Origin of the sequence: Chryseobacterium sp. 2VB, from assembly GCF_005503635.1 — a bacterium.
Taxonomy (GTDB): Bacteria; Bacteroidota; Bacteroidia; order Flavobacteriales; family Weeksellaceae; genus Chryseobacterium; species Chryseobacterium cupriresistens.
Genome location: NZ_SCNC01000004.1, coordinates 55991 through 68639, shown reverse-complemented (window position 1 = coordinate 68639; position 12649 = coordinate 55991). Strand labels below are relative to the sequence as shown.

Here is a 12649-nt window from a genome sequence, read left to right as displayed (position 1 = left end):
TGATTATTCAAAATTAATAACGAAAGGAAGATTAAACCAAATCATTACAGTATTCCCCTTATATTCTCCGGGTTTCCATTGGGTTTTCATTGATTTCATCACTCTTTCTACTTCATGATTAAGGGATTCATTGTCTCCGGTTACGATAATCGTTTCAATATAACCTTTAGCATTGACAGAAAACCTTGCTTGTGAACTTGTTCTTCCTTTGGCTCCTTTTATTCGGTTCGTATTTATTTTTTGAGATACCTCACGCATAAATGCTGAAAGTCCTCCGGGATATTCTGCCTGCTTACTTTGTTCAGGAATAAACTTATCTCTGGAATGATCTTCTGTGGGTGGTGTTTTGGTTTTCTGCGTTTGTGAGAAGGCGAACCCAAATCCAAGACACAAAATGAATGCTAGTGTTTTTTTCATGATTAATATTATCGTATTCAGGTTATTTATTTTCAAAGAAATCAATGACTAATTCATTGAATAATTCCGGTTTTTCTTCGGGAACATAATGATTGGCATTGGGGATAATAGCTAATTGTCCTTTTGGGATAGATTCTGCGATTTTTACCGTATGTTCTGTTTTTATAAGATCATTATCACCAGCAATGATTAATGATGGGCACTGAATTTTACTCAGGTCTTCATACTTCCATTGGGGATACTTCAAATCCAGATTCAGAAGATCAATAAAGATATCATTTTTGTGGTCTTTATTGTCTTTAGTAAGGCTTACAAGCATTTCTTTCATGGATTTTAAATCATGATCTTTCACTCCTTCCGGAAAAATATTGGCTCCTGAACAGGCAATTTTGTCTACCATTTCGGGGTATTTCATGGCCATAGACAGTGCGAGAATTCCTCCGTCACTCCAGCCCAGAATCTTTGTTTTTTTGATGTTCAGCTTCTCTAAAAACTGTTTAATATCCTCTGTCTGAATATCAAAAGTAAGCTCTTTCGTTTTGTCATAAGTAGATCTTCCTCTTTCACGGCAATCGACAATGATCACTTTATATTTTTTAGCAAAGGTGTCTTTTTGATTCATAAAAGCACTGATAGATTGGCCATTACCATGAAGCATAAGTACAGGTTCTCCCTCTCCATAGGTTTCATAATATAATTTGATACCGTTAACATCCATAAATTTTCCTTCCGACATTGTTCCGATAATGCCACGACCTTTGATCAACAAAGACTTGCTGCCACTGAATGGTTGATAATCCGAAGCTTCAATGGTAAAATGTTTTACGTGCTTTATGTTCTGAGAATAGATTCCTTCAAACCAGCCGCCGGATGTGAGATCTTTCTCAAAGCCTGAGTTTTCCAAAGGGATTTCAATCCACTTTTTTGACTTTCCATCATTGACTTCCAACTTAAAATCGTCAAAATAAAAATCGCCGTTGTTTTGTGCAAAAGCTCCGATAGTCATGGTCTTCGCAGATGGATTGATGGTTCCTTTTATTTCGTAGGTTTTCCATTCATGGGTTACCTGGATTCCATAATATTGATTTTCAAAGAAACTTGTAGAGTTATCTTTATTATTTATTCTGCACCATAATCCACAATTGGAGCCATTATCCTCATTATCTTTTCTGATTTTTGCCGTTATACGGAAGTTCCAATTCTGTTTATGCTCTATATTGACAACTTGTGTGAATGATGTCCAGTCAGAGACGATTGTTTTTTTCTGGCTGTATCCTAAAAAGAACCAGAGTAAAAGAAAGAAACCGAAATTTTTTTTCATGTATTTAGTTTTTATTAAAAGTAATAATTTTTTATAAGCTGTTGAGATCCTGTGCAATCAGCCATCCTTCACTCCAGCATGCCTGGAAATTGAATCCTCCGGTCACGGCATCTATATTCAAAACCTCTCCGGCGATATAGAAATTGGGAAGTAATTTTGAAGACATGTTTTTGAAGTTAATTTCCTTTAAATCAACGCCTCCGGCCGTTACGAACTCATCCTTAAATGTTGATTTTCCGGTTACCTGAAACTTTTTTTGGCAAAGATTTTCCAGTATTTTATGGATTTCTTTTCCGGAAATATTAGCTACCTGTTTGTTGAGATCAACCTTTGAGATCTCTAAAATTTTCTGCCAGAACCGGTTGGTAATATCAAAGATCTTTGATTGTCCGATGGTTTTTTTAGGGTTGCTTTGCTTGAAATTCTGGAACATTTCTTCCGCTTCATCTATTTCAATAGAAACGAAATTCACTTCAATTTCAAAGTTATATTTCAACTTTGCCAGGCTTATCGCTTCCCATGCAGAAATTTTCAGAACAGCAGGCCCGGAAAGCCCCCAATGAGTAATAAGCAAAGGTCCGCTTTCTTCAGTTTTCAGCTTAGGAATTGAAATTCCTGCATTTTCAAAGCTTGTTCCCGGAAGGTCTTTCAGCAATTCATCTTTAATATTGAAGGTAAAAAGTGAAGGGACAAGGTCTACAATCTTATGGCCCAGATTTTCTAAAATTTTCAACGATTTTGGCGAACTTCCGGTTGTATAAACAATATAATCGGCTTCAAAATCACCTGAATTGGTTTTCACTATATATTTTTCGTCCTGTTTTTCAATCTCTTTTACTGTACATCTTGTCTGCACAGTGACATTTTTCTTTTGAGTTTCATTCAGGAAAGTATTGATGATAGTCTGGGAAGAATTGCTTTCCGGAAAAGTTCTGCTATCATTTTCAATTTTTAACGGAACATTACGCTGGTCAAACCATTCCATGGTATCACCAGGCTGAAATTTAGTAAAGACACTTAGCAATTCTTTATTTCCACGGGGATAAAACTGAACCAGTTCTCTGGGATCAAAGCATGCGTGCGTCACATTACAGCGTCCGCCTCCGGAAATTTTAACTTTCTGAAGGACATCTGAGTTCTGTTCTAAAATCGTAATTGTATATTTCTTTTCGTCAAGATTAGATGCGCAGAAAAAGCCTGCAGCACCGCCTCCGATAATAATGATCTGTTTCATGTATGGGTAATCCTATGCGGAAGATTATTTTTTCAAAAGTACAATTTTTATAAACCATCTTATTTGAGTATTTTTGAAGATTATAATTTTAATTATATAAAAACGATTTTCATATGATTTTCTACCATAAATTTGAAGTAAGATGGAGCGATCTTGATGCCAACAAGCACCTTGCCAATTCATCATATGTACAATATTGTGCACAGGCCAGAATGGCTTTTATGACTAAAGAAAAAATGGGGGTTACCCAGCTGAGCAGATGGGGAATCGGCCCGGTGATCCTGCATGAAAGATATTCTTTCTTCAAAGAGATCTATGCTGATCAGACGGTAATCGTAAGTGTGGAAATAGACGGATGTGCAGAAGATTCTTCCATCTACCGTTTCGTACACAAATTCTATACACCTGACGGAATGCACTGTGCCACGGCAGAAGCTACAGGCGTATGGATTGATATGATGCTTAGAAAAATGACCACACCACCGGATGATGTAGTGGAAGCAATGAATAAGTATAAGACCGCGGACACTGTTGTATTATCGAAAGAAGACTTCAAAAAGTTTCCTTTCCATCCGCACAATATTGACCCGGCAGAACTTACCCAATAATTCAAAGTTTAAAATTCAAGGTTTAATGTTTAAAGTTTGAGAAGCAATTTTTACATCATTTATACTTTTTACATTGGACATTAATACAAAAAATCATGTTTGAAGATAAATCACAGGAGCTGACGCCCATTTCAAAATTAGGAGAATTTGGTCTTATTAAACATTTGACAGAGTATTTTCCGTTATCCAATGAATCTTCAGAACTTGGAGTAGGAGATGATGCGGCGGTCATTAATCCGGGCAGCAAAAAAGTAGTTCTAACAACAGATGTATTGGCGGAAGGAGTTCATTTTAACCTGGGTTATGTTCCTTTAAAGCATTTAGGATATAAAGCGGTGGTCGTGAACCTAAGTGATATTGCTGCGATGAATGCGACACCTACACAGATATTGGTTTCCCTTGCGGTATCCAACCGTTTTCCTGTGGAAGCTTTAGAAGAAATCTATTCCGGAATTCAGGCTGCTTGCGGAAGGTACAAAGTTGATCTGGTTGGAGGTGATACAACAAGCTCCAATTCAGGGCTGGTGATGAGCATTACGGCTGTAGGAATTGAAAATGAAGAAAACATCGTAAAAAGAAGCGGTGCAAAACCAAATGATCTTCTTGTTGTAACAGGAGATTTAGGTGGAGCCTATATGGGGCTACAGATTCTGGAAAGAGAACATGCGGTTTACCTTGCTGACCCCAATATGCAGCCTGAAATGGAAGGCTATGATTATATCCTTGAAAGACAGCTGAAGCCTGAAGCAAGAACAGACGTTAAAAAGATCCTGGAAGAACTGGATATTAAACCAACTTCTATGATTGATATTTCAGATGGTCTGGCTTCCGAAATCCTTCACCTTTCAGACCAGTCAAAGGTAGGTTTCAGATTGTATGAGGAAAAAATTCCGTTGGATAATCTTACCATCTCTACGGCAGATGAAATGAATTTAAACCCGGTAATGACTGCTTTAAGCGGTGGTGAAGATTATGAACTTCTGTTTACGATTTCACCGAATGATTTTGATAAAATTAAAAACCACCCGGATTTTACCATTATAGGACATGCCGTAGAAAAAGAAGATGGAAACTTTATGGTAGCTAGAGGATCAAACCAGCTGGTAGCGCTCACCGCTCAGGGATGGGATGCTTTTTTAAACCAATAAAATGTATACTTTTACAGTACTACCATGTTTAGTAATTATAACGTTTGTAATAGTTACTTTATATAAACATTACATAAAAAAACGAAATCAGAACTTGAAAGAGTCTTTCGTTTTTGTCTTATTTTTTGTGAGCATCTGGACCTTAATTTATTATTTTGTTTTCAGCTGAACGAAAGGTAGGCTGGAAAAGCATACCAATAAAATTGAAAAATTATATTTAATTTTAAATATTGTAAGAGAACCGCAGCACCTTTTTTGCTGTGGTTTTTGTTTCCAGTTAATTATTTTACACCATAATAATGATTATGCCTGAAAAAGAAATTCCCGTTCACCATCTGACCTCTGAAGAGTTTCAGATGAGTACACTGAGTGCAGCAGGCCCGGAGAATTTTCATGATGTTCACCGACATAACTTTTTTGAAATCATCTGGTTCAGGGAAGTGTATGAAAACAGCCGCTTAGAACTGGATTTTGAAAGCTATAAACTGGAAAATAATCAAATCTGTATCATTGCACCAGGGCAGGCTTTTAATATGAAGCTGGAAGGAGAGGAAGGGTATGCAATGGCAATAAGCAGGGAAATTTTCAACGAAGTATGTGATATAGAATCAGTACTTAACGGAGGTGAGCTTCCCTTTTTTTTACATCCGAAAAATGAAAAAACCTGCAGTACAATCATATCTCTGATGGAGCAGGAGTATACAACAACATCAAGAACAGCGCTTTTAAAGGCTTATCTGAAAGCATTCTGTATCATCATCGGGGAGCAGATTATTCCTCAGGAGCCTTTATTGAATGACCGCCAGCGTATTCAGGAGCTGGTGGGACTTATTGACAAACATTATATCGTGCATAAAGAGACTGGTTTTTATGCCGATCAGTTAAAGATAAGTACCCATCATCTTAATGATATTGTGCGCCATCTGAGAGGAACGACTGTAAAAAAGATGATTTCTCAGCGTCTTGTCCTCGAGGCGAAAAGAGAGCTTAGCTTCGGAGCGCTCACGGTGAAGGAAATTGCTTTTAAACTAGGATTTAACGATGCTTCATATTTTTCAAGGTTTTTCAAGAAACATACGGGGCAAAATCCCGACAATTTTAAGAATAATGAAAAAGGGTAATCCTCAATATTTACTACAATAATAGAGTAAAACTGATATTTTTCATTTGTTATTCTATTTAAATCTTCAGTTTGTCCTATACTTCCTTCAGTTCTTTTATTGAAAAACGATGCTTTTTACAGCAATTTTGCAGCTGAAAAAATCGCCTGCGAAGGCTTATTGTTATTTATGAAGAAGAATTTAAGTATTGTAGTGTTTATTCTTGCACTGCTCAACACACTGGAGTCGTTAAGTATAGATCTTTATCTTCCCGCTTTCCCAAGTATGGCCGAAATCTTTAAAACGGATATCGGGCATATTCAGATCTCTATTTCGGTATTCTTTGCCGGATTTGCATTCGGGCAGCTTTTGTGGGGGCCTTTATCTGATAAAAAAGGGCGTAAACCAATGCTGTATTGCGGGCTTTTGCTTTTTATTATTGGAGCTACAGCCATCTATTTTACCTCAGATATTTATGTTTTGTGGGGGATGCGTTTTCTGCAGGCATTTGGTGGAAGTGCCGGGATTGTGATCGGAAGGGCTATTATCATTGATCTCTATGATAAGCATAAAGCAGTTACTATCTTTTCACAGCAGTCGCAGATCAGTGGAATAGCACCGATTGTGGCACCGCTGTTGGGAAGTGTATTCCTTAAATTCTGGGGCTGGAACAGTTCTTTTGCCTTTTTATGCATCATGGGACTGATCACATTTTTCATGGTCTACAAGTATGTGCCTGAAACTAATACCAGAATCAAGCTTTCTGATGATGAGATACCGGATGAAAAAGGATTAAAAGATCAGTTGAAAATGATCATCTCCAACAGGGATTTTATCAACAGTACGATGGTAGGAAGCATTGCTTTTGCCTCTTTGATTATTTATATTTCCAATGCCCCGTTTTTATTCATGAAGATTCATGGATTTTCGAGCAGTACATTCAGCTTTATTTTTGCTTTTAATTCTTTAGCATTGATAACGGCAGCTTATATTACACCCAAACTGATCAAAAGAATAAGCAATTCCACCCTTTTGTTTGCTGCTACCATTGTTTTACTGGTAGTATGTACTCTTCATATTTTTATTACGGCTGAAAACCTTTCTGTAGCATTGGAAATTGCAATGTTGTATCTGTCATTACTGGCCATTGGTATATTATTTCCCATCACATCAGCTCATGCCTTATCGCCATTCAAAGAGGGAAGAGGAACAGCTGCTGCATTACTTGGTTTTATGCAGCTGATGGTTACATTTTTAATGTCAGCTTTACTTGGCTTTTTGGAAGCGGATTCTATTATTCCAATGGTGGTAACGCGTTCTGCTATGGCGTTGATTGCTGTATGGTTCGGGTATCGTATTTTTAAGACTCAAAAAGTGACTGCGGCATTGGTTGCCCAACCTGGAAATTAATCCTCGTATTTGATCCTGTTGTCATACAATCCGGGCACTTAATCAAGTAATTTTTGTAAAAAATGGTCAAAGGGTTCTCTTTGCATAAAATTTAAAATATGAAAAGAACCCTTTCGACAGCTTTATGCTGTATATTGCCATTAGGATACTGGGTAAATGCACAGTCCGGGCTCTCTGCAGAGCTTAAAACCGAGTATATTCCTGCGTCCAATTACATCCGTCCGGAAGACAGTACAAAGACCAATTCCAAAAGTGATTTTAAAAGAGTAGATCTGAATCTAAGCATTCCTTTATCTGTAAAAAAAGATACTGATGGAAAAGTAAGAGCATGGTCTATGCTGCTGAGCGGATCGTATGCAAAGATGAATCACAAAAATTATGAAACAGCATTATTTCCGGATCAGATGCTGAACGCACAGGTCGGCATACAGCATATGAGACCTATAGGTAAAAAGTGGAGTATGATGATGACGGCATCCGTAGGAGTGTATACAGACCTTGAGAAAATAGATTTCGATGATGTACTGGGGCAGGGTGGAATTTTATTTATCAGGCATTTTAATCCAAATCTTTCGTTAGGAGCCGGGCCGGTGCTTACCACTGCTTTTGGTGTCCCTATGATTTTACCATGGATTTATTTCGACTGGAAAACCAACGGAAAGATTAAATTCAAGATCAACTTCCCGGAAGGCATGGAAGCCGGATATCTTTTCTCGGATAAATTTGCTTTAAAAGCTGTTGTGGAACTGAACGGAATGACGGCAGAGAGAAATATAAACGGAAAATCGATGTTGTTAGGGTATCAGCAGATCACCGCAGGGCTCAGGCCGGAATTAAAAATCAATGACAGGCTCACCGTACGTCTCACGGGAGGAACAGCAATATTGAGAAGCTTTAGTGAAAATGACCGGAAAATCAGCAGCATTTTCAGAGACAAAAAAATAGCCGATCCAAGATTTTCGAGCACATTTTACGCTGCAGTATCATTACGCTGGAATCTGCCTTAAAAAAAGCCGGAAACGGGGAATGTAATAATTCCGGTTTCCGGCTTCTTTCAGTTACTTGCTGATTAATTTCTTGTAAACCACTTGGTTAAGCAGTTCTTCTTTGCGGGTCCGGGAGATGGGAAGCTCAATTTTATTAATAAAAAGACGTCCTCCGGAAATCATATCAATATGGGTAATATTGATGAGGTATGATTTATGAATCCTGAAAAAATGATCCGAAGGAAGTGATTCTTCAATTGCTTTCATCGTCTGATGGATAATCAATGATTTATCTTTAAAATGAAGCCTGGTATAATTCTGCATACTCTCAATGTACAGAATATCAACCCAGGAAACTTTAATGAAAGTATCAGACTGTCTCACATACAGAAAAGGATCATCCAGTGAAGTGTTTTTTTTCAGCTTTTCACTGATGATAAATTGCTGCTGAGCCTTATTTACCGCCTGGTAAAACCGGTTGAAGGCAATGGGTTTTAACAGATAATCAACCACCTGCAGCCGAAATCCTTCCAGCGCATATTCGGAATAAGCGGTAGTGAGAATACATAAAGGAGGATTTTCAAGCTGTTCCAGAAATTCAAGGCCCGTAAGATAAGGCATATTTATATCGAGGAAAAGAAGGTCTATTTCACTCTCCTTTACCTTCGCGTCGGCTTCCAATGCTGTTGCGCATGTTCCTTCAACCGATAAAAAATCAATCTGACCGGCCAGTTCTTTAAGATGGAATCTCGCCAGAGGCTCATCATCAATAATAAGGCATTTCATTTTAGGAATATTAGAGCTCATAACTGTCAGATAATGTTAGTATTAATGTTATTCTAAAGATGTGATTATCGGATTCGATTTTCAGATCATAAGAGTCCGGATATTGTAATTTTAAACGTTTTTTTACATTTTGAAGACCGATTCCGCCCGTTCCGTCCTTCTTTTTATAGGTTGCCATATCCGAATAGGAGTTTTCGACATAAAAATACAGACTGTTATTCTTTTCTTTACAGGAGATTTTCACATAACCTTTATGTCCCGGAAGCCTGCAAACGTATTTAAATGCATTTTCTATGAAAGGTACCAAAAGTAGTGGAGCAATAGAAGCTTTTCTGTTATTGATCTGCCATTGGGCTTTTACGTCCAGCTCGTTTCCCCACCTCAGTTTTTCTACCTCAACAAGGTTTTGGAGATACTCAATCTCTTTATCCAAAGGAACCAGTGGCTGATTGCAATGATACAGCTGGTACCGTAGAATATCCGAAAATTTCATCAGTAAAAAATCGGCAAGCTGGGTATCCGTTTTCATCAGGATATGAATATGATTCAGGATATTAAATACCACATGCGGGTTGATCTGATCCTGCAGAAGCTTGAGCTGGTTTTCCAGATGAGCCTGCTGAAGGAGAATATGATCACGCTCTATTCTTCCATGTTCATTATAAAATTTTACACCACACGCTGCTCCGTTGATCAGAAAAGAGGCAGGCAGGGACATATAAAAGCCTTTCCACAAAAAGGGTAAATGATCTCTGAAGTTGTCCGGAAGCTCATCTTTGGGTTCCACTTCAAGATAGGTGAATATAACAGAGAAAACCAGACTAAGCATGAAAATTACCATGACCAGCTGTATCAGGAACAGTTTCATTTTCTTTTCCCGAAGTGCTTTAGGAAGAAGCTTATTGGTTAAAAAGTGAGTAAATGTAAACGAGAATGCCGCAATGATCGCAGCCTGGGTCATCGCAAGGTAACTTTCTGTTGTACTCTGGAAATTAAACCACAATACAATCGCTAATACAAGCCAGAAAATAAAAGTAAATATGTATTCTTTTACAATAAAAGATTTTGTCATGGAATTGGAAATAGGTTGATAAAAAAATTAGAAACTGCAGGGAAAACAGTTTCTAATGGTAAAGATAATTTAAGTTTTTTAGAACAGGAAATAACCTATCCCAAGGGAGAAACTGTGGGGTTTGGACTTAAATTCTTTACTGATGCTTGTAAGGCCGGTTTCATATCTCAAATCTACCGTGAAGTTCTTATAATCTAATCCTACACCTCCCGTAATGCCAATATTGGATTTGTCAAACTTTTTAAATCCCTCCTGAAGGGCCTGAGGCGCAGACACTTTATTGTTGAAAGCATAGCTGTAAACACCTCCGGCAAATACCCTTACATTAAAGTCATCTGCTTTAATCAGTTTATATCCTACTACCACTGGAATATCAATAGCGTTCCATGAAAGTTTTGAAGAGCTTCCGTCTTGGGACTGGTATGATGTTTTTCTTTTGTTGAACAGAGCTTCTCCCTGCACATACAGTTTTCCGATATCCACTCTTGTCATTACACCTGCCTGATAACCGAATCCGTATTTCCCTTCTAAAGAAGATTCCGTGGAGGTTTTTGTAAAGTTTGCCCCTCCCTTTACCCCAATGTGAAAAGCCGGAGTCTGCTGTGCTTTAGTTTCCATACTGCAAAAAATACATAATAGCAATGCACTTAAAGCGAAAAATTGCTGCTTCATAATTTTATTATTGTTAAAAATCTGATGCAAAACAACAACGATGAAGGATGGAATTAAATTTTATTTGATGAATGGCAGAGATGCTTTGACAAGGATCTGTTTTAAGGTGAAAAATAAAACCGGAAGCAGTAATGCTCCCGGTTTCTTATCGTTTAATAAGGCTGTTCTTCACAAATAGAAGGAGGAATGCATCCGCCAGTGCCTCCACCACCAGGATTTCCACCACCGCCAACAGCGATGCATTGCCCCGGTGTTCCGTCTTCATACATTTCACAGGCTTTTCCCCATGCACACTCACAGTCACTCTGACAGTTATAGGAATCTCCGCCCATATGGCACTCATTTCCTCCGCTGCCCAGAATGGCAGATAAATCTTTTCTCAAAAGTTTTTTCATTGTTTTCATGATAATTGGTTTTAATGTTATTGTTTACAATTGTAGTTGACTGTAAATATAATAAAATTGACTTAATGTGTTGTAAATGAATTTCATGTGGAACATTAATAAAGAAAAGCCACTGTAAAAGTGGCTTTCTTATGTTGATTAGTAAAGATATCTTAAAAACTGAACTCCTTCTGATACAGCATACGTTCTTTTTTGAAAAGAGGAATGGTTCCTTCGTATCGCAATGGAGCAATCCCAAAACCATAGAACATTTCAGCCTGAATTTTACCTTTTACAGAAATTACACCTTTTCTTTGAGGAACAAATGTTAATCCTAAAGACGAAAGGGCAGAAGCTCTTCCTTTCAGCCCTGAATTGGCAATAGGAATGGTAAGGAACATTAATCCTACAGCTCCTTTTGCTTCCAAACCAGCTTCAGTAGATAAGTTTCCTTCTGCGCTTGTAATGGCAGGGTCAGATTTTTTTTGAAGGTTGATATTAATTTCCGGGGTTTTGCTTACCAAGAAGTTGGCGTCTCCTTCAAGATCCAAAAGCTGGGCCTGTACTTTTCCTGTAGCCTGTATTCCCAGGAAAGGACCTGCAGAAAGAGTAGGGCTTAAGACCAGTCCTGTAGGGCCTAATACAATTGGAACAATAGGAATATTCAGGTAGTCTGTGGTACTGGCTGTATAGCCCACGCTTCCTACAATGGTTGCGGAGCTCTGAAGCTTGATGTCATCCATGATGAGATTAACATAGAAGTTGGACAAATGGCCCCATGAGAAGGTGATATTATAATCAATTTTGGGTGTAAAACCTCCCTGTACATTAACACTGGATGTTCCTGCTGAAGTCAAAGGAAACGAAAAGGTTTTATTAAAATTATAACGGTTGAAGGTAATTAGTTTCTGATTTTGAAGATTTTTAGCTTCAATAGAAAGTATTCTTTGATTGATTTGTTCAGAAACCATGCCTTCTACAGGAACATAATTAACCATTTTTCCATCAATATTGACAGGAGCTTTGCCAGATGGATCATACACGCCGCTCAGAGTTCCGCTGTAGATAAATTCTTCAAGCTTTGCACTGGAAGTCTGTACGGTGAATTGGTTATTCAGTTTTGAAACAGAATTTACTTTTGAAAGAATGGTGCTCACCTGATCACCTTCTATCTTAGTCCCAACAATAACAGTTCCTACAGAAATGCTATCTGTTTGTGGAGTTGGACGGTTAAATGTAATTTCTCCGTTATTATGAGCAGAAATTGCATTCACTGATTCATCATTCAGAATAATAACATTTTTCTGTAAAATCAGATTTCCCAACGTTTTCATTTGGGCAGTCTCTGCAGGTTTTTCAGCAGGCAGATCGGCAGGATCATCCTGAGAACAAGACGTTAAAAGAAACAAACAGAAAATAGATACAAGGAAAGAAAAACAAAAATTTCTGTTGATTTTGAAAGGGTTGGATTTCATTTTCATATAAAGTGATTTTAAGTTTTAATCAAAATTA

At 37.8% G+C, this 12649-nt stretch carries 13 protein-coding genes; 5 read left to right on the top strand and 8 right to left on the bottom strand.

The window, feature by feature from the left end; genetic code table 11:
- Nucleotides 1-3: 3 nt before the first annotated feature.
- From FFS26_RS05695 to FFS26_RS05685, 3 genes are read right to left on the bottom strand one after another with little or no spacing between them, the layout of a single operon-like run.
- On the bottom strand, nucleotides 4-417 hold the full coding sequence (locus FFS26_RS05695) for a hypothetical protein (protein WP_110009031.1): 414 nt from the start codon (nucleotides 415-417) through the stop codon (nucleotides 4-6).
- 22 nt (nucleotides 418-439) lie between these two features.
- Entirely contained in the window at nucleotides 440-1738 is a 1299-nt protein-coding gene (locus FFS26_RS05690) for an alpha/beta fold hydrolase (protein WP_137904516.1), read from the bottom strand.
- Between the two features lie 31 nt (nucleotides 1739-1769).
- A complete protein-coding gene (locus FFS26_RS05685) occupies nucleotides 1770-2972 on the bottom strand; it encodes an NAD(P)/FAD-dependent oxidoreductase (protein WP_110009033.1) in 1203 nt (400 codons plus the stop codon).
- A 113-nt stretch (nucleotides 2973-3085) separates the two neighbouring features.
- Between FFS26_RS05685 and FFS26_RS05680 the strand changes: the two genes are divergently transcribed.
- The 5 genes from FFS26_RS05680 to FFS26_RS05660 all read left to right on the top strand — a co-directional run bounded on the left by FFS26_RS05680 (nucleotide 3086) and on the right by FFS26_RS05660 (nucleotide 8245).
- Nucleotides 3086-3580, top strand: a complete 495-nt coding sequence (locus tag FFS26_RS05680) for an acyl-CoA thioesterase (RefSeq protein WP_110009147.1) — start codon at nucleotides 3086-3088, stop codon at nucleotides 3578-3580.
- 95 nt (nucleotides 3581-3675) lie between these two features.
- On the top strand, nucleotides 3676-4728 hold the full coding sequence (gene thiL, locus FFS26_RS05675; RefSeq protein WP_110009034.1) for a thiamine-phosphate kinase: 1053 nt from the start codon (nucleotides 3676-3678) through the stop codon (nucleotides 4726-4728).
- Between the two features lie 305 nt (nucleotides 4729-5033).
- The gene (locus FFS26_RS05670) at nucleotides 5034-5849 is read left to right on the top strand and encodes a helix-turn-helix domain-containing protein (RefSeq protein WP_171006248.1); all 816 of its coding nucleotides are present in this window, start codon (nucleotides 5034-5036) and stop codon (nucleotides 5847-5849) included.
- A 168-nt stretch (nucleotides 5850-6017) separates the two neighbouring features.
- Nucleotides 6018-7238 (top strand): multidrug effflux MFS transporter, encoded by a 1221-nt coding sequence (locus tag FFS26_RS05665; RefSeq protein ID WP_137904514.1) that lies wholly within the window; start codon nucleotides 6018-6020, stop codon nucleotides 7236-7238.
- Nucleotides 7239-7336: 98 nt separating this feature from the next.
- Nucleotides 7337-8245 carry a DUF6268 family outer membrane beta-barrel protein gene (locus FFS26_RS05660; protein ID WP_110009037.1) on the top strand — a complete coding sequence of 303 codons (909 nt, stop codon included), beginning with the start codon at nucleotides 7337-7339 and terminating at the stop codon, nucleotides 8243-8245.
- A 51-nt stretch (nucleotides 8246-8296) separates the two neighbouring features.
- Here the strand turns inward: FFS26_RS05660 and FFS26_RS05655 are convergent, their stop codons facing one another.
- The 5 genes from FFS26_RS05655 to FFS26_RS05635 all read right to left on the bottom strand — a co-directional run bounded on the left by FFS26_RS05655 (nucleotide 8297) and on the right by FFS26_RS05635 (nucleotide 12618).
- On the bottom strand, nucleotides 8297-9031 hold the full coding sequence (locus FFS26_RS05655; protein ID WP_110009038.1) for a LytR/AlgR family response regulator transcription factor: 735 nt from the start codon (nucleotides 9029-9031) through the stop codon (nucleotides 8297-8299).
- Nucleotides 9021-10082, bottom strand: a complete 1062-nt coding sequence (locus FFS26_RS05650; RefSeq protein WP_110009039.1) for a sensor histidine kinase — start codon at nucleotides 10080-10082, stop codon at nucleotides 9021-9023. The genes FFS26_RS05655 and FFS26_RS05650 overlap by 11 nt, the downstream gene beginning before the upstream one ends.
- 78 nt (nucleotides 10083-10160) lie before the next feature.
- The gene (locus FFS26_RS05645; RefSeq protein ID WP_137904513.1) at nucleotides 10161-10754 is read right to left on the bottom strand and encodes a porin family protein; all 594 of its coding nucleotides are present in this window, start codon (nucleotides 10752-10754) and stop codon (nucleotides 10161-10163) included.
- A 152-nt stretch (nucleotides 10755-10906) separates the two neighbouring features.
- Complete coding sequence (locus FFS26_RS05640) at nucleotides 10907-11158, bottom strand: hypothetical protein (RefSeq protein ID WP_041461961.1); 252 nt, start codon at nucleotides 11156-11158, stop codon at nucleotides 10907-10909.
- A 152-nt stretch (nucleotides 11159-11310) separates the two neighbouring features.
- Nucleotides 11311-12618: a hypothetical protein gene (locus tag FFS26_RS05635; protein WP_137904512.1), complete on the bottom strand. Its 1308-nt coding sequence runs from the start codon at nucleotides 12616-12618 to the stop codon at nucleotides 11311-11313.
- Nucleotides 12619-12649: the final 31 nt, after the last annotated feature.